The organism is Dyadobacter beijingensis DSM 21582 (assembly GCF_000382205.1).
GTDB classification, from domain to species: Bacteria; Bacteroidota; Bacteroidia; order Cytophagales; family Spirosomataceae; genus Dyadobacter; species Dyadobacter beijingensis.
Genome location: NZ_KB907786.1, coordinates 1328201 through 1353089, shown reverse-complemented (window position 1 = coordinate 1353089; position 24889 = coordinate 1328201). Strand labels below are relative to the sequence as shown.

At 53.1% G+C, this 24889-nt stretch carries 19 protein-coding genes; 2 read left to right on the top strand and 17 right to left on the bottom strand.

Annotated elements, in window-relative coordinates; all coding sequences use genetic code 11:
* Nucleotides 1-92 precede the first annotated feature (92 nt).
* From H144_RS0105595 to H144_RS0105540, 12 genes are all read right to left on the bottom strand, one after another.
* Nucleotides 93-1202, bottom strand: a complete 1110-nt coding sequence (locus H144_RS0105595; protein ID WP_019941062.1) for a FecR family protein — start codon at nt 1200-1202, stop codon at nt 93-95.
* A gap of 96 nt (nt 1203-1298) precedes the next feature.
* Nucleotides 1299-1922: an RNA polymerase sigma factor gene (locus tag H144_RS0105590; protein WP_019941061.1), complete on the bottom strand. Its 624-nt coding sequence runs from the start codon at nt 1920-1922 to the stop codon at nt 1299-1301.
* A gap of 184 nt (nt 1923-2106) precedes the next feature.
* Complete coding sequence (locus H144_RS0105585; RefSeq protein WP_019941060.1) at nt 2107-3012, bottom strand: glycoside hydrolase family 43 protein; 906 nt, start codon at nt 3010-3012, stop codon at nt 2107-2109.
* Nucleotides 3013-3038: 26 nt separating this feature from the next.
* Complete coding sequence (locus tag H144_RS0105580) at nt 3039-4088, bottom strand: ABC transporter permease (protein ID WP_084599909.1); 1050 nt, start codon at nt 4086-4088, stop codon at nt 3039-3041.
* A gap of 15 nt (nt 4089-4103) precedes the next feature.
* Nucleotides 4104-5669 carry a sugar ABC transporter ATP-binding protein gene (locus H144_RS0105575; protein ID WP_019941058.1) on the bottom strand — a complete coding sequence of 522 codons (1566 nt, stop codon included), beginning with the start codon at nt 5667-5669 and terminating at the stop codon, nt 4104-4106.
* Nucleotides 5666-6304, bottom strand: a complete 639-nt coding sequence (locus H144_RS0105570; RefSeq protein WP_019941057.1) for a DUF2291 domain-containing protein — start codon at nt 6302-6304, stop codon at nt 5666-5668. The genes H144_RS0105575 and H144_RS0105570 overlap by 4 nt, the downstream gene beginning before the upstream one ends.
* A 2-nt stretch (nt 6305-6306) precedes the next feature.
* Nucleotides 6307-7263: a D-ribose ABC transporter substrate-binding protein gene (locus H144_RS0105565; RefSeq protein ID WP_019941056.1), complete on the bottom strand. Its 957-nt coding sequence runs from the start codon at nt 7261-7263 to the stop codon at nt 6307-6309.
* 67 nt (nt 7264-7330) lie between these two features.
* Entirely contained in the window at nt 7331-8764 is a 1434-nt protein-coding gene (locus H144_RS0105560) for a DUF1593 domain-containing protein (RefSeq protein WP_026350439.1), read from the bottom strand.
* Nucleotides 8765-8851: 87 nt separating this feature from the next.
* Nucleotides 8852-9814 carry a transketolase family protein gene (locus H144_RS0105555; RefSeq protein WP_019941054.1) on the bottom strand — a complete coding sequence of 321 codons (963 nt, stop codon included), beginning with the start codon at nt 9812-9814 and terminating at the stop codon, nt 8852-8854.
* 43 nt (nt 9815-9857) lie between these two features.
* Nucleotides 9858-10685, bottom strand: coding sequence for a transketolase (locus H144_RS0105550; RefSeq protein ID WP_019941053.1), 828 nt, complete (start codon nt 10683-10685; stop codon nt 9858-9860).
* 60 nt (nt 10686-10745) lie between these two features.
* On the bottom strand, nt 10746-12215 hold the full coding sequence (locus tag H144_RS0105545; protein WP_019941052.1) for an L-fucose/L-arabinose isomerase family protein: 1470 nt from the start codon (nt 12213-12215) through the stop codon (nt 10746-10748).
* Between the two features lie 347 nt (nt 12216-12562).
* The gene (locus H144_RS0105540) at nt 12563-13330 is read right to left on the bottom strand and encodes a DeoR/GlpR family DNA-binding transcription regulator (RefSeq protein WP_019941051.1); all 768 of its coding nucleotides are present in this window, start codon (nt 13328-13330) and stop codon (nt 12563-12565) included.
* Nucleotides 13331-13583: 253 nt separating this feature from the next.
* On the opposite strand from H144_RS0105540, the gene H144_RS0105535 reads away from it, so the two are divergent.
* Nucleotides 13584-14345, top strand: a complete 762-nt coding sequence (locus H144_RS0105535) for a 3-keto-disaccharide hydrolase (RefSeq protein WP_019941050.1) — start codon at nt 13584-13586, stop codon at nt 14343-14345.
* Between the two features lie 160 nt (nt 14346-14505).
* Entirely contained in the window at nt 14506-14703 is a 198-nt protein-coding gene (locus tag H144_RS0105530) for a hypothetical protein (protein ID WP_019941049.1), read from the top strand.
* Here H144_RS0105530 and H144_RS0105525 read toward each other — a convergent pair whose 3' ends face one another.
* From H144_RS0105525 to H144_RS0105505, 5 genes are all read right to left on the bottom strand, one after another.
* Nucleotides 14704-16725, bottom strand: a complete 2022-nt coding sequence (locus H144_RS0105525; RefSeq protein WP_019941048.1) for an aceric acid hydrolase — start codon at nt 16723-16725, stop codon at nt 14704-14706.
* A gap of 41 nt (nt 16726-16766) precedes the next feature.
* The gene (locus H144_RS0105520; protein WP_026350438.1) at nt 16767-18599 is read right to left on the bottom strand and encodes a sialidase/neuraminidase family protein; all 1833 of its coding nucleotides are present in this window, start codon (nt 18597-18599) and stop codon (nt 16767-16769) included.
* 4 nt (nt 18600-18603) lie between these two features.
* Nucleotides 18604-20022 carry a glycoside hydrolase family 140 protein gene (locus H144_RS0105515; protein WP_019941046.1) on the bottom strand — a complete coding sequence of 473 codons (1419 nt, stop codon included), beginning with the start codon at nt 20020-20022 and terminating at the stop codon, nt 18604-18606.
* Nucleotides 20023-20077: 55 nt separating this feature from the next.
* Nucleotides 20078-21490, bottom strand: coding sequence for a RagB/SusD family nutrient uptake outer membrane protein (locus H144_RS0105510; protein WP_019941045.1), 1413 nt, complete (start codon nt 21488-21490; stop codon nt 20078-20080).
* Between the two features lie 85 nt (nt 21491-21575).
* Nucleotides 21576-24722, bottom strand: a complete 3147-nt coding sequence (locus H144_RS0105505; protein ID WP_229207843.1) for a SusC/RagA family TonB-linked outer membrane protein — start codon at nt 24720-24722, stop codon at nt 21576-21578.
* Nucleotides 24723-24889 lie beyond the last annotated feature (167 nt).

Genomic DNA, 24889 nt, shown 5'->3' with positions numbered 1-24889 from the left:
TTCCTCCTCATCCCATTTGCATGAGATGTGACGGTCTGCTAACCACTGAGGATATCGAGCCGGCCATGTTGGCGCATGGGCCGGCTTTTTGTTTACATATTTCTGCAACCTTTTCCTTCCACCACAATGCGCCCGTCGATGCTCTTGTAGCTGGCACCCACGGCTTTGCAGACGAGGTCGAGCTGCTCATAGAGCGACATTTCGGTGAGCCGCGCCGTGAGCGGGCATTCATCCATGATGTTTTTGTCGTAAATGATTTCGATGCCGTAGGCGCTCTGCAAGGCTGAAAACACGTCGGATACCGGCGCTTCGTCGAATTCAAGGTTCGGGGCGGCTGTACCTTCCGCTACGACGGCCGGCTCAGGGACAATGCTTTTCGTGATTTTCACTGTTTTGCGGACAAATACCACCTGCTGGTTCGGCTCGATCACGACGCCCGTGAGCTCGCGCGAGCTTTGCATTTCCACCGCATCCGGGTCTTCCCGCGAGAACACCGCGACTTTCCCCGTTTTCACGGCAACGGAAACATTCTGCTCGTTATCGTAAGAACGCACCGTAAAACTGGTACCCAACACTTTGGTAACCAATTCATTGGCATACACGAAAAATGGTTTCGAAGGATCCTTCCTAATGTCGAAAAATGCTTTACCCGATAAAAATACTTCCCGCTGGCCCTCGCGGAAATGCGCCGGATACCCAACCTTGCTGCCCGGATCTAGTGTAACGCGGCTACCATCTTCGAGTCTGACCATCAGCGGGTTGGGTGTATTATTTACCGTTTCCCGCATTTCAATGCCAGCCGATGCTACGAGCCGGTCATAGTTAAGGGCGCGTGGCTGGTTGCGGAGCCAGAATGCCCACCCCAGCCCGAGGAGCACGACCAGCATAGCGGCAATGCGCACGTTACGACCGGCATACCAGGGCACATAATCGCTTTCCTCATGCTCCGCCGACCGGGATTCAAGACGCTCCACGATGCGTTCAACGGCCTTCCGCTTTTCAGGATGGCTTAATGAGGCATTGGCCGGGCGTATCGACAGCACGAGCTGCCGGGCGCGTTCCACGATTTCGCGTTTATCGGGGTGAGCGGCGAGCCAGTTTTGCCAGGTTTCATCGTCCTCCCGCGTGGGGTTGAGCACCCAGGTGCGGAACGGCTTATCCCATACAAACTCCCCCAAAGTGAAATCGCGGTAACGGTCCATGTTCAAAATTTAGCTTTTCAAACACCATTAGACCGGCCCGATGGCGGGATACTGTATTTTTCTGATTTTTTTTTGAAATTTTTTAAATGGGGTATTTCAAATCCAGAACCGCACGGCCCAGAACAGCGATACAATGGACTTCCAGTGCGATTTGATGAATTTGAATGCTTCCTGTAAAAGGTTGGAAACGGACTGTGGCTGAATGTCCATCACCATCGCGATTTCTTCGCGCTCCATATCATTGTAAAACCGGAGAAAAACGGCTTCCTTCTGCCGCTTGGGGAGTTCGTTGAGCATTTCGGTCATGCGCGATGCGATCAAACGGTCATTCTCCGACTCGATCAGCCGGTATTCTGCATTGAATTCCAGGTCGAAAACAATGTCGGATTCCGTGTAGTAATCCATGCAATCCATGCGCAGGCGGGAGGCCAGGCGGTGCAGGCGGCGGCGCAGCGAAGCCAGCAGGTACGCTTTCGGCGGAATGTCCGCATTCAATGCATTCCGCTTTTCCCAAATACCGAGAAATACATCCTGAATGCAGTCCTTGATGAGCTCGCGGTCGTTGTTGAACTTGGTGCCGTAATGAAAAAGGAGATCGTAAGTGCGGTTAATGAGTTGTTCATAAGCGGTGACATCTCCCGCCAGCATTTCCCTCCAAAGCTTCTGCTCTTCTTCGAAATACAGGTCCGGACGAAGTTCCGGGCTGGGTAATGCCTTCATGAAAACGGATGAATTTTAGATCAGGTTTGAAAACCAAAAGCCGCCGCCGGCTCATTTTTACTATTATCCATCTCATTTAATCTTCATTTTATCATAAATAACACTTGACATTGGTTGTAAAACCGGCGAACGCTACTGATATACGCAATCAGGAAAAAGCTTCGTTGCGCGTTTGTCTGCCCAATTACTTACCAGCTTTCAAATGCTTCAAAGTTTTCCGGTCGATGGGGATGATCGTGCCGTGCTTATGGTCTTTCGGGATGGTTATTTCTTTGGAAATATTGGTAAATGTCTTGAAGTCTTTGGTCCGGACGGCCCCGTAAGTCTTGTCGCGGTACTGGTCGAAATAGATCAGCCAGTCGTCGCCTACCTTCGCGACGGTGGGGCCTTCGGTGAGGAAGCCGGTGAAAGGTTCGGAAATGCTTTGATAAGGTCCCAGCACATTGTCGGAGAATGCCACCTTGATATTCCTTTGCGGGCGGGTATTGTCCTTCAAAACGAGCACATAATCGGCCCTTTTACGTTTCGCGATCACGCAATCGATCACGCTGAAACCCGGATCGAGGAACAATGCGGCTTTGGAAAAAGTCTGAAAATCTTTCGTCGTCACGTAATACATGCGGTGGTTATTCCGCTCGTCTTCCTCGCCTTTCGGAAATTTGAAAGGGATCGTCGACGCCCAGATGATCACGAAACGGTCATTTTCCTCATCGAAAAACAGCTCCGGCGCCCACACATTTACCACCTCCGCCTCATGCTCCATCACCGGCAAAAACCGCTGCGCCGACCAACGCACCAGATCCTTCGAATGCGCATATCCGAAGCCCTTATCCCCCTTCCAGTTCGTCGTCCACACCAAATGAAACGTCCCATCCTTCCCCCGCGCGATGGACGGGTCGCGCATGAGCTTCCCCCCGGCTTCCGGCTTTAAATACCCACCGCCCAAATCATTCCAATGATAGCCATCATCGCTGTAAGCCAAATGCAGCCCGTCCGTAGCCGGCTCCCGAAACGAGGTAAAAAGCCAGGACTGTTTCCGGCAGGAAAACGAGAAGATCGCCAGGATTATGGTAAGGAAAATGCGGTTCATTTTAATGTTGAAAGAAAGCGCCAGCCCTACTCATTTTTGGAATTAGCCTTGTCAATAATCACCGCCAGCAATATCACCAGGCCCTTGACGACCTGCTGCCAGAAGGGCGAGACATTCAGCAGTACCAGCCCATTGTTGAGCACGCCGATGATCATGGCGCCCTGCACGGTGCCGAGGATGCTTCCGCGGCCGCCCGAGAGCGAGGTACCGCCGATCACGACCGCGGCAATGGAATCGAGCTCGTAGCTGATGCCCGCGTTGGGCTGGGCGGAGTCGAGGCGCGATGTGACCATGATCCCGCCCACCGCCGCGAGCGCTCCGGCAATGGTATAGACGATGATTTTTACCTTGTTTACATTAATACCTGAAAGCCGCGAGGCATTTTCATTGCCGCCGATGGCGTAAATATACCGGCCGATACGCGTCTTGTCGGTCAGGAAAACGGCGAGCGCTACGACCACAATCGAAATCCATACCGGCAACGGAATGGCGAGAAACCAGCCCGTACCGATAAACTGGAACGTTTCGCCCAGGCCGCTGATCGGGAAGCCACCGGTCCAGAGCATCGTAAGTCCGCGCGCGACCGTGAGCATCGCCAGGGTGGCAACGAACGGCGGCACGCTGAACCGCGTGATAGCCCAGCCGTTGAATGCCCCCAGCGCCGAGCCCGTAAGCCCGCCCGCCAGGATCGCGCCCAGCACCGTGAAGCCGATGTACAGATTTTGCGTTGGTATTTCAATGCCGTTTTTCAGCAGACCGGCTGTAATGGCGCCGCATAATGCGAGTACCGAGCCGACAGATAAATCAATCCCCGCCGTCAGCACAATCAAAGTCATACCCACCGAAATGCAGATATTGACCGAAATCTGCCGCATGACATTCCATAAATTAGAGACTGTAAGAAACTTGTCCGACAATATGCTTAATGCGAGACAAAGCAAAAAGAGCGCGATCAAAGACTGAAAGCGCGCGATCGAAAACCGGCCCTGCAATGCCACCGATCGGCCGTCGGCGGTCGGTGGTAGGCGGTCGCCAGCTGGTTTCTCTCCCGCTATGGATGGTATGTTTTGTGACATATGCGTTTGTTCATTTTATAGGGTTTGACCGCTGATGGCCGACCGTTGACCGCCGTCTGTCGCCGGGCTCACGCCTATTGCTGCTTTAAGTATTCCGTCTTCCGTCGCCTCGCTGGCTGAAAATTCACCGGTTAACCTTCCTTCCGCCATTACCAGTATGCGGTCCGAAATAGCGAGTATCTCGGGGAGTTCGGAGGAAACGACCAGAATGCCTAGTCCCTCGTTAGCCAGGCGGATGATCAGTTTGTAAATCTCTGTTTTGGCATTGATATCGATACCGCGCGTCGGCTCGTCGAGCAGGAGCACTTTCGGGCGGGTGGCAAGCCATTTGGCGAGCACGATCTTTTGCTGGTTGCCGCCGCTCAGGTTTTTCGCTTTCTGGTCCTTCGACGGCGTTTTAATGCGTAATTCGCTGATATAATGGTCGGCAAGATGGCATTCCTTGGCATCGCTGAGCGTTCCGAGGTTTTCTATTTCCTCCAATGTGGTAAGACTGATGTTGTTCTTCACATCCAGGCCCAGTACCAGGCCGTCTTTCTTACGGTCCTCGGGAACGAGCGCCAGCCCGGCCGCGATCGCGCGCGAGGGCGAGTCGCAGCAAACCGGCTGACCGTCAATCGACACCTTGCCGCTTGAATGCGCCGGATGCAGGCCGAATATCGATTCCAACAGCTCCGTGCGCCCCGCACCCATCAGGCCGAAAAGCCCGACGATCTCGCCTTTACCTACCTCAAAAGAAATATGGTCGAGTACATTACCCGCTTTCAGGCGACTTTTCAATGTGAGATTCTTCACTTCCAACAGCGGTTCGGCTACGGCGCGATCGGCGGTTTTGCGCATGACGTCGATTTTCCTGCCTACCATTTTGCTGATCAACTGGTCGTGCGTCATACCCGCCATTTCACCGGATTCGATGCTTTTGCCGTCGCGGAGGACCACGTAATTGTCGGCAATGCGAAAAAGCTCGTCCAGCTTGTGGGAGACGTAAACGATGGCTTTGTTTAGCGCTTTGAGGTCGGTGATAATGTCGAACAAAACCTCCACTTCACTGCCGGTGATGGCCGAAGTAGGCTCATCCATAATGATCAGCTCGGCGTCGGTGAGCAATGCTTTGGCGATTTCGACAATCTGCTGCTGCCCTACTTTGAGTTTGAAAACCTGCGCATCGGGGTTCACTTTCAGTTTCAGCCGGTCGAGCAGTTCCTGCGTTTTTTTGCGCATCCGGCCTTTGTCCATCGTGCCGTATTGCGTGACGAGCTCACGGCCCAGGAAAATATTTTCCGTAATGGTCAGATAAGGAATCAGGTTGAGTTCCTGGTGGATGATCACTACGCCCTGCTGCTGGGCGTCTTTCGGACCCGTAAACCGTACCGGTTCACCTTTGTAATGGATTTCCCCTTCAAAATCGGGATAAACACCGGAGAGGATCTTCATTAATGTAGATTTCCCCGCCCCGTTTTCACCGATCAGCGCCGTCACTTTCCCTGCTTCGATCGACAGCGAAACGTTGTCCAGCGCGATCACGCCCGGAAACCGTTTGGTAATACCCTTCACTTCCAACAATGTCGCTGTGTCCGTCATGGCTTTTCGATTTGGAGATTCACCGGAATTACCTCAATATCATTCGTTTGCAAATGCCCTCGATTTAGCTCGATTGCCCCGGTGAACACCACCCGGTCGCCTTTCCGCACTTTGGACTTAAAGGGCGGGACGACGGTGTCCCGGATAATCCGGTTGATCTCCGCCGACACATTATTGAAATCCATCGAATTGGTAAATGCATTGATGTCGATCGCCCCCGACGCGTCGCGGACCGCGTTGCCGAAAATGTATTCGGTCGCAATGCGCACGTGAGGCGTGGCTGTCTTTGCGCCTGCGTCTGTCAATTGCACAGAAACTTCGTTTTCATCTACATGGGTCACAACGCCCTGCCCTCTTACCAGGAAATAGCGGATGTTACCAATGCCTAATGCATGCGAATGCGCGTTGAATGCCTTTTCTTTGTCGGCTTCTAAAAGCGAGGTCAATACATTCAAATCCACGGCTTTGGATAGGCCGGGTGTCAGCTTTTTTTCCCAGAAATCTTTGGCATAGCCCGCAGCATCGAAAGCGGTAGTACCCGCTTTCACTTCATCCAGCTTTTTGAAATACACCGAATTATAAGCCAGCAATGCAATCGCGGCCGCGTAAATCAGGTATCGGATCGGTTTCGGCATAGCTATTCTTTTTCGCCGTAAGCGGCATAATTTTCGACATTATCCTTTTTTACCAGCTCCACGGCCACCGGCATTTTGCGCGGAAAATCGCGTTTGCCTTTGAAATATTCGTCGGCGAAAGTGGCGGCCGTCTGCGCCATTACTTCCGGGAACTGCATCCCGGTAGCCAATATGTTACCATCCTGGATGGATTTCACCACATCCTCCGCCCCGTCGAAGCCGAAAACCTTCACGCGATCGGCCTTTCCGGACGCTACCAAAGCCTGGTACGCGCCCATCGCCATGGCATCATTTCCGCAAAACACTCCGTCGATATCGGGGTGTGCCTGCAACAGCGATTCCATTACCTCCATCGCCTTATTCCGATCAAAATCAGCGCTTTGCTGGGCAACCATTTTGAGACCAGGATAAAAATCGACCACGCTGTGAAAGCCTTTCGAGCGGTTCCAGGTATTGTTGTCGCCCACCATACCCAGGATCTCGACGTATTTGCCTTTTTTATTCAAAATCTCGACAAAGTATTTGCCGATCGCGACGCAACCTGAATAGCTGTCGGATAATATTTGAGACGTGGCAACGCCGTTTGCATTCACTTCGCGGTCCATACAAAACACGGGAATACCTGCCGAAACAGCATTTTTCACATTCACGATCGATCCGTCGGCGTCCGTCGGATTGAACAGGATCGCGTCGTAACCCGAAGCGATCGCATTGTCGAAATGGTCGGTTTCCTGGGCCGTATTGTTTTGTGAATCAAAAACTTTGGATTCATAGCCGAGCTGCTTCGCCTTTTCCTCCGCTTTTTGGGCCAGAAAAACAAACCACGGGTTATTGAGCGTCGAGATCACGATCGCGATCTTTTTCGGACGACCTTCGGATTCTTTTGTTTTACAACCGATAAATCCAAGTCCGAAAACGATGCAAAAAAGCGCTATCCGGTAAAACAAGCTGGTTTTCATACTGCAATAAGTTTAAGTGCCCGGCTCAGAACTGCCTGGCTAAGGGTGCCTGACTAAGGGCGCCTGGCTAAGGGTACACGGTCACAATCACGCGCTGGTAACGTGTCAGAGAAGGCGTGCCGTTGTCGGTCACGGCGAGCACCACGTGGATCGTCTCCGGCTTTTCCACTTTGGGAGCGACAAATGACGTCTGCGCCGCTTTGATATCTTTGATCCCGATGGGTTCTTTGATATTGTAACTGCCCGGCTCGGGGTAGTAGATCCATTCGTATACCAATGTGTTACCGTCCGGGTCGGATGAGCCATCGGCGCTGAGCTGCACGGTTTCACCCGTTTTGGCATTCACGCGGATGCCGCCCTTCACGACGGCTTTCGGCGGATGGTTAGCCTCTTTGTAAGGCATGATCGTCCAGTCCATCCGGGCAGCGAAATCGTGCTGAAATGCCTCGCGCCAGCGCCATAATGTCGCCTTATTGCTCGTCTGATAAGCACCGTCGATGCCCTTCACCTCGTCTACCGCGTCGGTGTAGATCGGGCGGGTTTCGGGTTCGTAAAAGTATTTGAGTGTGCGCGGTGTGTAGAGCTCATATCGTCCGCCCCAGCCGCCGTATTCAGGGTGCTCGGGGTCATTCAAGCCATTATCTACAAGCCCTAAAAAAGAGGGCGTATCGCCTTCCATCAGGAATTTGGTGAATGGATATTCCTTACCCATCGGCCCGTGGCTCCGCACGTGCTCGTCGAGCCAGGGGTTATCGACTATTTCAAAATTCGCTCCGGAAAAACGGCCGTGGAACTTGTCGCCGCTGATGCCCGACCACGTGGCATAATGGTACGCACCCGCCGCATGGTAACCCGGACTGCCCACGTAAAAAAGATCGGGGAAATTCTTGCGTAACCACGGGCCCGTATCGTCCTGGTCAGAAATGGTGTAGGTCCTGATCTTGGATACAAATTTCTTCAAATCATCCGGCGAGCGGGTCATTTTGACCTTCCAAAGCGCCTGTGCGAGGCAGTTGGCACCTCCCCAGACGGGAATCCATACCGGCCGGTCGTCCTTTTTATCCACTACTTTGATAATCCACTCCGAGCCTTCCGAATCCTTTCCCTTGCCTACCGCATTCAAGCCGTAATCGGGATAAGCACTTTTGGTAACGCTCAGCAGGTAATCGGCTTCCGGGTATCCTTTTTCGTGCAAAAGCAGGTTCGGCCGCACTTTCCGGTAAGCTTCGATGAGCTCTTTGATCTTTTCCGGCGCAATGCGTTTCTGCTGGTGAATGGAAGTCGTCGCTACCAGCCCTTCCACGTCCCAATGATTGGAATAGGTCAAAAACCGGATCATCGACTGCGTGTCGTCCGGCTCGTTTTCAATGTCCGTCAGCACCAGCACACGGCGTTTCGCGTGATCCGCGACCGGCCCTCCCTGCGCATATGCGGCGTCCTGCGCATGTACACACGTAAGAAGTAATGCAGCGCCACAGAACATTCGTCTTATCAGTTTCATAAATTTTGGCCAAATAACCCTATTTGAAATAGACCCGGTTTTATAACGACTAAATAACCGCTCGTTTACACTTACACGAACCAACGCCTATTTGCCCAAACCGAGCGCCGCCGCCGCAATGCCTTCCTCCGAAATGCCGTAATGATTGAAAATCTCCGTTTGGGAGCCGGTAACCGTATACTCGTCGGGAATACCGATGATTTTGAAGCGGTTACAGAAGTTATTTTGTATTAAAAATGAAGCGCAAGCCTCGCCCAGCCCGCCGTAAACGCTGTGCTCTTCCACTGTGACGATCGGCCGGCCGGTAGCGGCAATTTTTCGCAAAAGATCGTAATCCAGCGGCTTGATCGTGTGCATACTCACGACGGTGGCCGAAATGTTATGCTCCAGTCCGAGCTTTTCGGCGGCCAGCAGCGCGGGTGCCACCGCTTCGCCGGTACCGATAATGGTCAGGTCACTGCCCTGCCGCACGATGCGGCCCTTGCCGAATTCGAACGTCTTCTCATCTTCCGAAAGCAGGGGCATTTGTTTTTTGCCGAAGCGGATGTAGACCGGAATATCGGTTTCCGCCGCCAGCAGAATGGCCTGCTCCGTCTCGAAATTATCGGCCGGGGCTACTACGATGAGGTTATTGATGGTGCGTAAAACGGCGAAATCGTGCAAACTGTGGTGCGTGGAACCTAATGCGCCGTAGCTCACGCCGGCGCTGATGCCGATCAGTTTGACGGGATTATTGGAATAGGCCACGTCGTTTTTGATCTGTTCCAACGCGCGCGCCGTGAGGAAACAAGCCGGGGAAACGGCGAAAACCTTCTTTCCCGCCGACGCCAGCCCCGCCGAAACGCCCACCAGGTTTTGCTCCGCGATCCCTACTTCGATGATCTGCTCGGGAAATTTCTGTCCGAACGGCACCAGCTTCCCGGAGCCGCGCGAATCGCTCGTTACCACGATAATGTCCCTGTCGGTTTGGGCGAGCTGCTGCAATGTGCCCGAAAAAACTTCCAGGTTTGCGCGCTGGCTCACAGCAATATTCTCGATCGTCGCATCCACTATTTCTTCGATTTTAATTCGTTGTCAGGTTTCCGGGAACGGCTCAGGAAAATGTTTCTTCCAGCAAATCCAGTTCCTGTATCGCAGCGGCATATTGCTGCTTATCCGGCACGCCGTGGTGCCACTTCAATTGATTTTCCATATAACTCACCCCCTTACCCTTCACCGTGTGCGCGATGATGAGGCTCGGCTTGTCTTTTTCAAACGGCAGCGCATCGAAAGCCGCCATTAGCTCGCCGATATCGTGGCCATCCACATGCCTTACCGCCCAGCCGAATGCTTCGAACTTGTCGTCCACGGGATCAGTATTGCACACGGCGCTCGTAGGGCCGGTGATCTGCAATGTGTTTTTATCCAAAATCGCGCAAAGGTTGTCCAGCTTGTAATGCGAGGCCGACAATGCCGCCTCCCAGTTGGAACCTTCGGGCAGCTCACCGTCGCCGAGGACGGTGAATACGCGGTAATCGCGCTTGTCGAGCTTGGCGGCAATGGCCGCGCCCACGCTCAGCGAAAGGCCGTGGCCCAATGCGCCCGTATTCTGTTCCACACCGTGCACTTTACGCGTCGGGTGGCCGATATAGTGTGATTGGTATTTGCACAAAGTCTCCAGGTCCGACTCCGGGAAAAAGCCCCTCGAGGCGAGCACTACATATAAAGCCTCCACGGTGTGTCCCTTGCTCTGAATGTACCGGTCGCGGTCGGGCGAGTCAAAATGGCTGGCATCCACATGCATCGTATAATTGTAGAGCACATTCAAAATATCGATACACGACAAGCTCCCGCCGGTATGGCCCGCTTTGGCCTGGTAGATATATTTGAGTATTTTCTTGCGGTACTCCACCGATTTCAGCGCCAGCTCCTTTTCCGACATGACCTTTTAGCATTAGTCCGGCCTCGCGACCGGTATTCAAAATTTTCCGATAGTTCAGGGTTAGTTCTGCGAAACGAGTTCGCGGTCGGGCACGCGCGTCGGGTAAGGCTGTTGTGCCGGTTCATCGAAAACCTGCACCTCCCAGCCCATGTAGTTGCCCAAAGCTTCTTTCAAAATACCCGCTGTTTTCGATGCGTTCATCACCACGTGGTGTTCGAAACCGTTGCGGCAGATGTATTGCATGAGATTTTGCAGGTTCGGGATCTCGGCTACCGCGCGGTTACCGAAGGTTTTCAGCGTATCGTCCGTCAACCGGCCTTCTCCTATGTACGCCTTCATGACCCCACGCGGGTCGTCCGTGCTGATGCGCCCGTACGTGAGCGGCATCGCAGGCGTGCGACCATCCAGTGCGCCCCAGGTATTCTCCTCTCCCACCGACGTGCCGAGGATCGGCGCCGTCGCGATTTCGATATCCGGCAAAAACGATTTCGCCCAGTTACCGCAGTGGAAAAGCACGCATTTGTTATCGTCGTTGGCGTAATTGTTGTTCCAATCCACCAGCGCGCTCGGCGAGCCCGAGGCCAGTTGCAATGCATACATACTTAATGTACCCGTCACATCCACCTCGCAGCCGCTGGGCATCATGTTTTCGCTCATCATGCTCATGCTGGTACACACATTGCAGCCATAGTTCTGCTGCACGGAAGTCCAGCATTGAATGGCCGTCGCGTCCAGCGCATTGGCTTGGATGAAATCATTTAAAACCACATCCAGCTTCGCCATTTGGATCAAAGCATCGTCGGGCGTGCGACCGCGGGAGGCATAGGAAGTGATTTTGTCCAAACGCTCCTTCACTTTTCCATCGTGGGCAGTGAGCTTGTTCGCATGGCCCAATATTTCCGACAGGTCGACGGTCACGACCGAAATGCCATTGCGTTGTAATATTTTCTCGCTATACCGGACGGTATTGAACCCACCCGGACGGGCCCCGATGGCACCGATACGCACATTGCGAAGCCCTTTCGTCACGCGACAGACCGCCACGAAATCATTCAGGTCTTTGACAAACGAAGGGTCGGTCGGGTGCACGACGTGCTTTGTCGTGAGCGTATATTTTATGCCAAACTGGTACAGGTTGTTGCAGGCCGAAATCTTGCCGCACCAGGAATCGCGGCGGCGGGCCACATCCAGCTTATCCAGGTCGTCGGGATAGCCTTGAATGAGCACGGGCACATTCAGGTCCGCCAGTTTCAACGTCTCGGCAATGCCCCGCTCGTCGCCGAAATTGGGCAATATCACGAGCACGCCAATGATCTCGTCGCGGTGGGCGCGGAACAATGCGGCGCATTTCTGCGCATCCTGGAACGTCTCGACGCCACCGAGCTTGGTCGCTTCGGTATCGAGCATAATTCCATTGATATTCATTTTTTTTAGCAAATCAACGATCTCCACCCGTGCCTCGGCCACCAGCCGGTCCGGAAAAAAATCCCTGTTCCCAATAATGACTCCGATACTTCCTTTCATGTTCATGGTATGTTACTTTGTTCGGTCACCGGCGCGTTCGTGTCAATTGTGGTCAATTGTGGTCACGTATTGTCATTTGTAGTCATGTATTGTCATGTGTGGTCAATTGTGGTCATGTGTAGTCAAGCGTTGTCATTTATGTCATGTGTAGTCATTGGTTGCCTATGGAATTTTGACCACCATACCTGACTACTCCTAGCCACCTGACCATTTCCTGACTACTTCCCGACCATTTCCTGACTATTTCCTGACCATTTCCTGACCACTTCCCGACCATTTCCTGACTACTTCCTGACCACTTCCTGACTACTTCCTGACCACTTCCTGACTATTTCCTGACCACTTCCAACGCCCTACTCCGCAATAATCAACTCAATCTCATTATCGTGAAACACCTGCTGAAACTTCTCCTCGATCCCCGCATCGGTGATGATGTAGTCGATCAGCGATAATGCGCCCAGGCTTGCGAATGCACTCTTCCCGACTTTCGTCGAATCGGCCACGAGGTAAGTCGTGTCCGCCGCATCGATCATCGCTTTTTTCACGACCAGGTCACTGATACTCGGGTAAGTAAGTCCGGCTTTCAGCGACAGTCCCGCCGTGGCGAGGAACAGCTTCTGCACATTCAGGCCTTTGAAAAAGTCGGCGGCTTTCTGGCCCGTCAGCGACAAGGTAGGCGGCTTGAACTCGCCCCCGGTCATGATCACTTCGATGCCCGTTTCGGCCCCGAGGAGCAGTGCGATGTTGAGCGCATTGGTAATCACCGTGAGGTGTTTGTTGCTTCCCCGCAGCTTTTTCGCGATCTCCGTCGTGGTCGATCCCGAATCGAGGATGATCGTGTCGCCGTTGGAAATAAATTCCAGGCATTTGGCGGCGATCAGCTCCTTTTTATCGAGATTCTCCTGGTTGGCGAGCGAAAAATTGCGCACCTGGTCTTCGACATTTTTCAAAAATGCTCCACCGTGCTCCTTGATCACCAGACCGTCCTTTTCGAGCTTGTCAAGGTCCTGCCGGATCGTCACTTCCGTCACTTTAAAAAGCCGGGCGAGATCGATCACCTTCGCCGAGCCGTCTTCTTTCAATAGTTCAAGTATTTTTTCCCTTCTCTGATTTGCCAGCATGGTATTAACTTTTGTTTTTTACCTAAAAATAGACGGAAAAGAAACAATTCGTCACATACCGACAAAAAATAAACCTATTCACAGCTCAAATAGAATGCCTAAACTTATCAAAAGCAAATTTACGTAAATAAAAGAAAATAAAAATAGAAAATTGAAAATAATAGTGAGTTATTGTGCTATTATTTCTTTGTATAACCACAGCAGACAGATTTGCGCTTCATTTGCAAAGCGGCTATCTTAACTTTCAAACGGCATGAAAAAACTCCTGATCGGCGTCATATTTCTATATAGCAGCGGATTGGCATTCGCACAATCGGAAAAGGAAGAAAAACTGCCGCCGCCGTCCGCTACGGAAGACTGGTCCGTAAAACCGCCGCTTGTCACGCCCGGCGAGACCTGCGCCCAGCCGCCGTCGGACGCCGTCATCCTCTACGGCGGACCGGCCGATCTCGGCAAATGGGAACACCCGGACGGCGCACCCGTCAAATGGCAACCCGACGGCGAAGCGCTCACCATCGTCCCGAAAGCGACCGATATCCGCACCAAAGAGAAGTTCGGCAGCATGCAGCTACACCTCGAGTGGCGCACACCCGACCCGTCGGAAGACAAGGATTTCAACCGCGGCAACAGCGGCGTCCTCATCATGGGCCTCTACGAATTGCAGATCTACGAATCCTGGAACTATAACACCAGGATCTACTACAACGGCCAAGCCGGCAGCGTCTACAAGCAACACGCCCCGCTCGTCAACGCCGCCCGCAAACCCCAAACGTGGCAGACCTACGACATCCTCTTCGAAGCCCCCGTTTTCCGCCCCGACAAAACCGTAGAAAAGCCCGCATATATGACCGTTTTCCACAATAATGTATTGATTTTGAACCACGTAGAATTAAAGGGCCCGATGGTATACCAGGGTTATCCCAAGTACAAATTCCATGACGCAAAGCTGCCCTTGCAATTGCAGGAACACGGCAGCCGGGTAAGTTTCCGGAATATTTGGGTGAGGGAGCTGTGAGTTTAGCCGCAGAATAACGAAGCAGCACCCCAAAAGCCACGCCCTCACCTCAAAACCGAATAATAATCAGACAAAACCGATAGAAAATCGCGGCTGCGCGAAACAGGGAAAAATTGCCAACTTAAAACCCTATCCCCTGATCACATTCATACGCGCACCCATGGATTCTCTTACTACCGAAAAAGGCTATGAAGCCGCTTTGCATGAGCTGCATAATCTCGTCTCCTACATTGATAACGCCATTCCCGATTGCGAGACCAATCATGCCGAAGAGCTCGTTACCGCCATCCTTGCCTACGAGGAAATCTACTATCCAACTACCAGGCAAATCGGCAGCCGGAATGTGCTTTTCCCTTAATCAGCGCACCAAAGGCAGCCATACCGACATGTCCCCGTGGCCGCGGTTCCCCCAGGCGTAGTACGGTACCAGCCGCACCGGAATCGTTTTGGGGGCGTCTGCGGATACTTCGCGATAGAGTTTTTTATTCCAATCCGAATTGTCGACCAACACGGCGTCGCCCTGTAACGTCATCACCGGGCTGTTTTCGATCGTCAGCAATGCAGGCTTCAAATTATTTTTCGCGGCAATGGCCACGTCGAAAATCGTTTTACCTTTGGGCAAGTCGATGGATTCCACGCAATACACAACCGGACCGCGCTTAACCGCCACCTGGTTGCGCGTCTCCTCCACCAGTGGGTTGGATTCGATGAGTTTGACCGGCATATCGAGCACGAGTTCAACCTTATCGCCTGATTTCCAAGCCCTTTTTACTTCGGCATAACTTCCTGAAACCAGCTTTACAGGCTCATTTTTACCATTAATGCTGAGTAAGGCATTGCTGCACCAGCCGGGAATGCGGAAATTCAACGCCAATACCTCCTTCGGCGTTTCCTCCAAAATAATCGAAACCTTGCCATTCCACGGATAGTCAGTCGTTTGCGTGAGCCGCAGCCGGCCGCCCTTCATGGTTGTCTGAAATTTATTCCCGCCATACAGATTGAAAAACACGCCGCCGTCCGTCAAACTGTAAGCATACTGGCTCACTTCGGCCACGGTACGTACCGTGTTAGGCGGGCAGCAGTTGGATTTGGAAATGTAAGCCTGCCGGTCTTTCTCCCAACGTTGTTTGAACGGCAATGCATCGGAATATGCCAATGGATTGGTATATAAAAACTTATCTCCCTTCAAATTAATACCGGACAACACGCTATTGTACAATGCAAGCTCCACAATATCAGCATATTTGGCGTCGCCGGTAATTTGGAGCATGCGCCAGTTCCAGAGCACGTTGCCGATGTTGGCGCATGTTTCGTTATGGGCGGTGAAGTTGGGAAGCTGGTAATCGCGACCGTAGGCCTGGTGGACTTTCTGAACCTCGTCGGGTTTGTAGGATGTCCCGTCAGGCGAAACGCCGTCATATAGCGACCCGCAGCCACCGGTGACGTACATTTTGTGCTGCGTCACGTCGTCCCACATCGCGTGCAGCTGTGCAAGCAGCGCGTCGTCGCCCGTTTCCGCGTACACGTCCGCCACACCCGCATACAGGTAGTTGGCGCGCACGGCGTGGCCCATTACCTTGGTTTGTTTCAAAAACGGAATGCGGTCCTGGTTATCGTCGGTACCCTCGGTCGCGCCTTTAATGGCGATCAGGTGCTTCACCAGGATCAGGTACTTTTCGTCATGCGTGGTCCGGTACAACTCCGACAGGCCCATGTAATGCGCCGGGCAAATGGCATTGCGGCTTTGTTCGGGAGTGGCCGAGTTATAGAATGTTATAAGAAAATCGGCCGCCTTTTTAGCGACGTCCAGCAGGCTTGTTTTGCCCGTGGCGCGGTAATGCACGCAAGCGGCAGTCATTAAGTGGCCGAAGTTATATGCCTCAAAGCTGAGCCGGTCGGCGAACATTTTGCCCTCGCCATTTTGCCTTTGCTCAATAATCGCTTTGGTATAAATATAGCCGTCCTCCCGCTGCGCTTTGGCGATCACGGCGATGGTTTTGTCCATCAGCTCATCCAGTTCCGGATCTTTGGTGGCGGCATATAGGCTTGCCACGGCTTCAAATGTCTTGTAAAAATCCCCGTCATGGAACGACGGCCCTTTGAAATTGCCGGGCTCCAATCCTGCCGCGATCTCGAAATTGCGGAAAGAATGACTGAGCGACGGGTCGGTATAAGTTTTCCAGAGCTGCGGTACCATCGTTTCGCGGCATACTTTGAAACGGTCGGCCCAGAAGCCCTGCGTCCACTGTACGGAGGCCATATCCGTGCCGTGGAGTTTGGCAAATTTGCTTTGGGAAGTGTTAACGAGCGCTTTCTCCTGCGCAAATGCGCTGATGCTCAGCCCGAGTGAAAGCGCGATAATCGTTTGAGTAGTTTTCATATATTTTCACAAACGGGCCCCGCATTCCTGCAAAATCCGAATTAAAATGACTTAGTAACCAGGTAATCTATTTCAAAAACAGCCTCCGGATCGCTCAAACCGCCATTCGGCAGGTCATACATCTGATCCGTCGGTGTGTCGGCGTCCGGGAAACGGCGCGTATCGCCGGTACGGAATGCAATGCGGCTCACCGATTCCAGCGGCGCAAATAACACGCCGTTACCGACCTGCTTGCCATTGACGACGACGCTGTACAGGCGTGTGGTCGTATTGGCCTGTACCTTGATGTCGTAGCGCTGGCCCTTCCGGTATTCGAGCAGCGTTTTGTTGCGGTACCCGGCTTTCAACCGGAAGACGCCCGTCGAATCAAAAGACAGACGAATGCCCGGCGTACCCTTCGCATCGAGGAATTCGATATCGAGCAAACCGGTATTGCTCTGTCCCGGCGTGACGGAAAATTCCGCGATCAGCTTCTGCGTAGCGGGAATAACACGCTCGACCCGCGCATAGTCAAAATGATCTTTATCTTTAATAATCAACACCTTACCATTACCTCCCTTACCAATAGCAACCGGCGCCTGCAATGGGCTGTAAATATTCCATTCGACCAGCTCCTTGCCTTCCGGCATTTGTGCAAAACGGTCGGCGGCATGCTTTCCGGCCTTATCGCGCACCGGCACCGGAATTTCCGAAACCCAGATATCCTCTTTGTTCATGCTGTATGTTACCCAGAGATTGCCATCGGGCGGGGTGCCGTCGCCTTCCGAAATGCCGCGCACATACTGCGGACCGTAGGATTTGTAGTTGCCGCCATAGCGCATCGAGGTAATTTCCCCGTTCACCAACAGCAGGTTTTTGTAGTTCAAACCGTCGTCGCTCACCGAAACCGCCAGCGGCCAGCGGAATTCCGAGGGATTATACACCGTCGCATACTTACCGTCCGACGTTTTTTGCCCCCATATTTTCGCATTGCTGTTCACAAAGCCCGGCGCACGCTTCGGGTTATACAGCCAGGTTTTGCCGTCGTTTTTACTGATACTGGTCAATGCATTTTTCCAAAGCCCCACCACACGGCCGTCCGGTAAGTGGTAGTAACTAAATGCCTTGTACTCCCCTTTCAAACTCACGAGCGGGTCGTTGCGGTCGGCCTCCTCTACCCATTGCTGGGTTACTAATTTATTGGCTAACAGCTCCTCGCAAGCCTCCACAAAACCCTTGTCGGCACTTTTGGTATACATCGGGTAATCCGATGCCTGCTTCCACGAGGCATTGTGCCGGATGAAATAGATCGGTCCGTAAGTACCGTCTTTGTTGATTTCCCGCACGACCCTGCCGATGCCGTTACCGTCGTTCGGATCGTCTTTCGCGTCGAGTACCATGCCGAAATAGCCTAATGTGAGCAGCCGGTTGCTTTTGGATACATAAAAACCCATACGCTGGTGCATCACCGCGTACAAATCCTTCGCCACGCCGGGATGGCCTTCCTTTTTCGTGCCGTCGGGGATTTTATAAGGCGGGAAAACAGCAACTGGTTTGGTCCAGGTTTTGCCGTCTTTCGAAGTCTGCAAAAGCGTTTGGCCCGGCGGAATGTGCTCGCCCATGGGATTGCTGAGGTAATTCAGGTAAAATGTACCGTTCCAATAGGCCAGCATCGGCGCGTGGTTGTAGGTCCAGGTAATGGCCGAATCCTTGCCGGCATCGGTGCGGTTGGCCCGCAATGTCTGGTACGAATGCACGCCGATGGCCGGACTGAGTTGTCCGTGATGGTAGTCCACATTCACGAGCGTTTTGCCCGAATACCGGATCGTATCCTGCGCATTCAGCGCGCCGGCAGCCAGGCATAATGCCGTCATCTGTAATAATTCCTTTCGCATAAGCCTATTTTTCCAACACCAAAACCCAATCGTTCCCGTTTCTAACCTCCCCCGGCGGGTTAAATGTCTTGATTCCTTTATTTTCAAATTTCCCAATCACCGTCATCTTACCCGTTCTTGGATCAAACCAGCTAGCCTTCAACCTCTTACCAGTAATTTTACCCATTTTCACCTGCATTTCGCGGCCGTTCCAGGTGTATATCAACGCATAATCTTTCCCGCGCGTGGCCAGCAGCCGGTCATAACGCCCGCCATTCTCCGCCAGCAGCGATTGGTCGGGCACCCGGTCGAAGTAGGATTTGGAAAGCATCAGATTTTTCAAATACACCATTTGTCCGGCACCGGGATCATCGATGGCTTCTTCCCAGGAAGGCAACTTTGCCTGCAAAGCCGATTGATCATTCGCAATAACCGGTGACACATTTGCTTGTATCGCAGGCGCATTACCCGGATATCCGCGTGCGTGACGCATCTGCATTACCGCATTGTTCCCGTACGTAAACCCGCACGCCCCCGCAAACACGGACCAGTACGCATACCGCCGTACATCGTCGGCCGTCCATACCGGTAACGTTTTGTCATGCAGCCCGTGCCAGATGTTTTCGTACGATGGCTCGCCATCAAGCACCGGCTTCGCAGGCCGGCGGGCGTAATCCGCCTCCACATACCGCCAGTTGTCTTCGCCATAACGCAGATCCTGAGGCTCGTTATCCTGCGCATAAGTGCGGTGCCCGGATTGGAACATATTGAAATCCAACCACTCACGGCTATGAAACCAGGTGGAAGACTGCGTCCGGCCGAAGGGGTGGTAGGTAATCAAATGGTTCGGATCTTCCGCACGCAGCGTGCTGCCGATCGCTTCCCACACATCCGGGACGACGTCGCCGCGGGTATCGCCGCCGTTGAGCCACACGATATTTGGGCGGTTTCGGTAGCGGTGTGCGAGAAACGCAGCATAGGCTTTGGCCTGCGCCGCGCTCGTCCTGCCGTTTTTCACCGCATTACCCCAAATGGGCACCATGCCAACGATAATGCCCCTTTCCGCCGCCCTATCCACAATGTAATCGACGTGGTCCCAGTAGTCGTACTGCGCCGGGTCGTCGTAAGCAGCCCCTTCCGTCACATTCGGCAAGCCGAGGTCGCGGTGGACAAGCGCAGAATCGCCGTACACATTCGCCGACCGGAGCGCCTGCACTACCATTACCTGCACCACATTGAAGCCTTTCCGCTGTCGATCAGCCAGATAGCGATCGGCATCCTCGCGGGTGAGGCGCGTGAAAAGCAGCCAGCCGGTGTCGGCCAGCCAGAAGAACGGCTTACCCTTCGCGTCCGTAAAAAACCGCTTGTTTTCCGAGATATTGAGCATTTTCGACTGCCCGTAAACAGGCTTTGTGCCGGCGATCAGGCCGGCACAAAGGAGCATTGCGAATTGTAAGTTTGTGCGTTTAAAGTTCATGCGTCGAAAAGCAGGGAACCTGTTAATAACCAGCATTCTGGGTGATTTTTGCATTCTGGTCCCGGACGATGTTCGGGATGGGGAACACCAGCTTGTTCTGCGTCACCGGTTTACCTTTCGCGGCCAGCACATCTATCACGCGGTTGGTCCGTTTGAGGTCGAACCAGCGGTGGAATTCAAAGGCGAGCTCCACGCGGCGCTCGTGCTCTACGGCCAGGGCCAGGGTATTGTATTTCGCAGGATAGCCGCTCTCGCCGTATAGCGGCAGCCCGGCACGCTTGCGCACCTGGTTCAGATAGGTAGCTTCGCCGGTCGCTTCGGCGAGCAGCAGCAGCAGGTCGGCGTAGCGGAGGACCATGAAGTTGTTGTTCGCGGCAATGTTCTGGTTGATCAGCGGGGCGGTTTTGTCCTGCCATTTTTTAGGAAATTTCGCTTTGGTAAAATTCCCTTTCGCATCCGTAAAACCGGTATCGATGGAAGCCTCGCGGCGACCGTCGCCTTTTTCGTATTCATTCCAAATATCCTCCACCACTTGGTTCATACCCGCGCCGTAGAAGCCCAACGCATTGGAATTGGGGAAAAATTCAAGATAATAGTTGCTGTAAGGCGAAGTTGCGGACCCGCCCAGGAACTGGATTTCGAAGATCGACTCCTTCGTATTCTTCGTTTTGGGGTCCCAAAGCGATGCATAGGATGGCAGCAAGTCGTATTGCTTGCTGTCGTAAACTTCTTTCAGCTCTTTCACCCCATTGGTTTTATCGCCGGTAGCGAGGTACACCTTGCCCAAAAGCGTCTGCGCGGCACCTTTGGTCGCACGCCCCGTGATCGTTGCCGTCGCGGGCAGTTTGGTTTTAGCTTCCGCCAGGTCCTTCACAATCTGCGCATAAATCTCCGATGCGGGCGACCGCACGATGTCGTAGGCCTCGGCGGCGCTCACGGGCCGGGTTACCAGCGGAACATCGCCCCAGAGCTGCACCATATTATAATAGTACAGCGAGCGCAGGAACAGCATTTCGCCCTGCGTCTGGGCTTTGTAGGTGGCATCGAGGTCGGCATTCTGTATCTTATCGAGAATGATGTTCAGGTTATAGATCGACCGGTAGAAATCCTGCCAGAACTGGTACACCATCGTGTTAGCAGGCGCGAGCGTGTAGTCGCGAAACTGCCATTTATCGGCCTGGTTGCCCGAAATATTGAAGATCGTCACGTTATCTGACATCAGCTCGCCGGCATACGAAACCGGTCCCTGCGGGTGGTAAACCGTATACAGCGTATTGTAGGCCGCATTGGCAGCAATGTCGAAATCCGATTTTGTTTTGTAAAAATTCTCTGCGCTGGGGTTGGAAACCGGCGCCAGTTCGAGAAAAGAGTCCTTGCACGCCCAGGTAGTCAGCATCAACGCCGCGAGGGCTATGGTTTTGATATGTTTTTTCATTGTGTTCATGTTTTTTGTTGACGCGAAGGAACGCGAAGCGCATTCGTGCTTATTCGCGGCCCGCCGCAGCGGTGTCTTCGTGGCATCAGAAATCAGCCTTAATCCCAACAGTAATTACCCGCGGCAAAGGATACGATCCATAGTCAACTCCCTGAAATGCCCCCGGGACCGGCGCATTGCCGCTGCTGTACGAGCTGGAAGTCTCCATGCTCGACGAATAGGAAGTGGTCCCATAAGTAGTATTCTCCGGATCGTAGCCGATATACTTGCTCCACAAATGCACATTCTCCGCATTCACATACACCCGCGCACCGCTCATTTTCAGCTTCGAAGCCCATTTCGCAGGCACCGCATACGACACCCGCACATTGCGCAACCGAACGAACGACGCATCTTCCACCCAATACGAAGAAAACTGCTTTTGCAAACCGAGGTAGTTTACAGACGGCTTGAAATGCTTCCCGTCGCCGGGATTGCTCTCCGACCGCCAGTAGTTATACATACTTTCGAAAAAATTCCGCCCGTTGTCCCAGGTGCCCAGGTACCGCACATTGTTGTTCGCGATCTCGCCGCCAAACGATCCCTGGAAGAGGAACGACAGCTCAAAACCCTTGTAGCCCACCGTATTCGTGATACCTGCGATAAAATCCGGCTGATAATTACCCAAAATGGTCCGGTCGGCATCGGTGATTTTGCCGTCGCCATTCGCGTCGCGCACTTTCGGGTCGCCCGGCGTCGTGCTGGCGTGGTGCGGGTAAGCATCGATTTCCGCCTGGTTTTTGAAAACACCGTCGAAAATGTAGCCATAGAAGTTGGAAACCGGCTGGCCCACTTCGGTGCGCACCGTTACGACGTTGTCCACATACTGGATCGGTGCATTGCCAGGGCCCAGTTGCAGCACCTTATTGCGGTTCCTGGAAATGTTGAAATCGGTCGACCAGGTGACGGCACCTGTGAGGTTTTTGGATGAAATATTCAATTCCACGCCGCGGTTACGCATTTTACCGATGTTGGTCAGCTGGGTCGAGAAGCCGGTAATGTCCGGCACGGGAACGAAGAGCAGCATGTCGCGGGTAATTGAGTTGTAAAACTCCGCCGAGAGGTTAATGCGGTTATTGAAAAGACCCAGATCCACGCCCACATTGAACTGGTTGGTCTTCTCCCATTTCAAATCAGGGTTCGCCAGACTACTCACTTTCAATCCGTTAGCCAGGTTCTGACCATTCACATATTGCGCCGCGGCCAGCAGACTGATCGCCCCGTAGTTCGGGATCTGGTTGTTGCCCGTCACCCCATAGCTTGCACGGAGTTTCAGGTTGTTCACCGCCGTGACACCCGACATGAATGCCTCGTCGGATAGCAGCCAACCTGCCGATACCGAGGGAAAATACCCCCATTTGTTGTTCTCCCCAAAGCGTGACATCCCGTCGCGACGTAACGCTCCCGCCAGGAAATAGCGGTTTTTGAAATTATACTGCACCCGCGCGAGGTACGAGAGCAGCGACCATTCACTGGCTGTCGTATTACCTGCAGTTACCGTTCCCGCGTTCAAAGTATGCACGAGGTCGTTCGGAAAATTGTTCGCGGCCACGTACATCGTTTCGTCGCGCTGCTTCTGGCTCGTGTAGCCCAATAGTCCGGTAAACGAATGCTCACCTATCTTTTTATCATAGTTTAAGGTATTCTCGCTCAGCCAGTTCAGCATATACGCGTCGCCTGCATTGCCTTGGGCGGCGAGCACGGCCGAGTAGCCGTATTTTTGTTTGTCATTCCAATAAAAATTGCTGCGCGTGTTGTACAGGTTGCCGCTCAGGCTCGTCCTGAACCGCAATCCATCCAGGATTTCATATTCAAGGTAACCCGTCGCCAGCGTGTTGAACGACTTCCGGCCCTTGTCCACCTCGCGTGTGAGCGAGTACGGGTGCCAGAGGTTCATGTCGGCAAATTGGGTGAACCGGAACCACGTCGAGTTCGGGTCGCGGAAACCGAGGTTGCCGTTTTCATTGTATACCGGGAAAATCGGGTCGCTTTGCAGGCCAAGGCTGATCACATCGCTCTTGCCCTGGGTTCCGTCCGTGCGGTCGAAAATGGAGGTAATGCCGATATTCATCCCCGCACTCAACCGTTTGCTAATTTGTGTTTTGAGGTTCGAACGTACCGCGAGCCGCTTGTAATAGTTGGCGTCGAGTACGGCAGTCTGGTCCAGGTAAGCGCCCGAAAACATGTATTGCGTTTTCTCGGTGCCACCCGTAACGGTCACCTGAGCGGTAAACGAAGGCGCCGTGCGGAACATCACGTCCTGCCAGTCGGTACCTTTGCCGAACTGTTGCGGATTGTTGGTAAAGTCCTCCGGAATGCGCAGCGTCGCTGGCCGCAAGCTGTTGGGGTCGCTCGCTTTACCGCCCTGGGCTGTCCATGCGTTGTTTTTGGCATCTATATAAGTCTCGATATATTGCTGCGCATCCATCATTTTCACCCTGCGCGTCACCTTCTGCGAGCCGTACTCCACATTCGCGCTCACATTCACCTTGCCCGGCTTGCCGGTTTTGGTCGTCACGATCACCACCCCGCTTGAACCGCGCGAACCGTAAATGGCGGCCGACGAAGCATCCTTCAAAACCTCGATCGACTCGATGTCCTGCGGGTTGATGAGGTTCAGATTGAAATTTTCCAAAGGTACACCATCGACTACAATGAGCGGATTCGTTCCAGCCGTGATCGAACTGATCCCGCGTATCTTGATGACCGGCGAAGCGCCCGGCGCCCCCTGCGATTGCGAGATATTTACCCCTGGCAATGTCCCGGCGAGCGATTGGGTCACATTACTGAACGAACGGTCTTTGAACTTGTCGTAATTAATGGAAATCACCGAGCCGGTCACCGCCCGTTTGCTCTGCGTTCCGTAACCCACCACGACCACCTCTTCGAGCGATTTGTTTTCAGGCACAAGCCTTACGCCAATGTCGGCACGCGCACCGACCGTCTCTTCTACTGATTTGTAACCTACAAAACTGAATACCAGCACAGTAGCCTGATCCGGCACGTCGATCTGGAATGCGCCGTCGGTGTTCGTAGTCGTGCCGCGCTGCGTTCCTTTGATCACGACGCTCACACCCGGCAGCGGGTCGGCATCGCTCACACCCGTTACCCTTCCTTTCACGGACAGGGTCTGCGCATGTACCGCCGGGACGACGAGCCAACATGCCAGCATGATGCGTAAGAGTTGTTTCATAAACATTTCGAACGGTTAGGGAAAGTAGTGATTTTCTTTTTCTTTCTTTTTTATTCTAATTTTTACGAAAAGTAGGAAAAATTTTAGTTTAAAAAAATATTTGTAAATAATTTCTGTCTTATTTTAATAAAAAGTTGTTGTAAAACAGTTTTTGTCACTTCGGGACG

Bases quoted from the DNA above. Each gene is read 5' to 3' on its own strand.
- H144_RS0105595 (WP_019941062.1), bottom strand. From the start codon at position 1,202: ATGGACCGTTACCGCGATTTCACTTTGGGGGAGTTTGTATGGGATAAG.
- H144_RS0105590 (WP_019941061.1), bottom strand. From the start codon at position 1,922: ATGAAGGCATTACCCAGCCCGGAACTTCGTCCGGACCTGTATTTCGAA.
- H144_RS0105585 (WP_019941060.1), bottom strand. From the start codon at position 3,012: ATGAACCGCATTTTCCTTACCATAATCCTGGCGATCTTCTCGTTTTCC.
- H144_RS0105580 (WP_084599909.1), bottom strand. From the start codon at position 4,088: ATGTCACAAAACATACCATCCATAGCGGGAGAGAAACCAGCTGGCGAC.
- H144_RS0105575 (WP_019941058.1), bottom strand. From the start codon at position 5,669: ATGACGGACACAGCGACATTGTTGGAAGTGAAGGGTATTACCAAACGG.
- H144_RS0105570 (WP_019941057.1), bottom strand. From the start codon at position 6,304: ATGCCGAAACCGATCCGATACCTGATTTACGCGGCCGCGATTGCATTG.
- H144_RS0105565 (WP_019941056.1), bottom strand. From the start codon at position 7,263: ATGAAAACCAGCTTGTTTTACCGGATAGCGCTTTTTTGCATCGTTTTC.
- H144_RS0105560 (WP_026350439.1), bottom strand. From the start codon at position 8,764: ATGAAACTGATAAGACGAATGTTCTGTGGCGCTGCATTACTTCTTACG.
- H144_RS0105550 (WP_019941053.1), bottom strand. From the start codon at position 10,685: ATGTCGGAAAAGGAGCTGGCGCTGAAATCGGTGGAGTACCGCAAGAAA.
- H144_RS0105545 (WP_019941052.1), bottom strand. From the start codon at position 12,215: ATGAACATGAAAGGAAGTATCGGAGTCATTATTGGGAACAGGGATTTT.
- H144_RS0105540 (WP_019941051.1), bottom strand. From the start codon at position 13,330: ATGCTGGCAAATCAGAGAAGGGAAAAAATACTTGAACTATTGAAAGAA.
- H144_RS0105535 (WP_019941050.1), top strand. From the start codon at position 13,584: ATGAAAAAACTCCTGATCGGCGTCATATTTCTATATAGCAGCGGATTG.
- H144_RS0105530 (WP_019941049.1), top strand. From the start codon at position 14,506: ATGGATTCTCTTACTACCGAAAAAGGCTATGAAGCCGCTTTGCATGAG.
- H144_RS0105525 (WP_019941048.1), bottom strand. From the start codon at position 16,725: ATGAAAACTACTCAAACGATTATCGCGCTTTCACTCGGGCTGAGCATC.
- H144_RS0105520 (WP_026350438.1), bottom strand. From the start codon at position 18,599: ATGCGAAAGGAATTATTACAGATGACGGCATTATGCCTGGCTGCCGGC.
- H144_RS0105515 (WP_019941046.1), bottom strand. From the start codon at position 20,022: ATGCTCCTTTGTGCCGGCCTGATCGCCGGCACAAAGCCTGTTTACGGG.
- H144_RS0105510 (WP_019941045.1), bottom strand. From the start codon at position 21,490: ATGAAAAAACATATCAAAACCATAGCCCTCGCGGCGTTGATGCTGACT.
- H144_RS0105505 (WP_229207843.1), bottom strand. From the start codon at position 24,722: ATGAAACAACTCTTACGCATCATGCTGGCATGTTGGCTCGTCGTCCCG.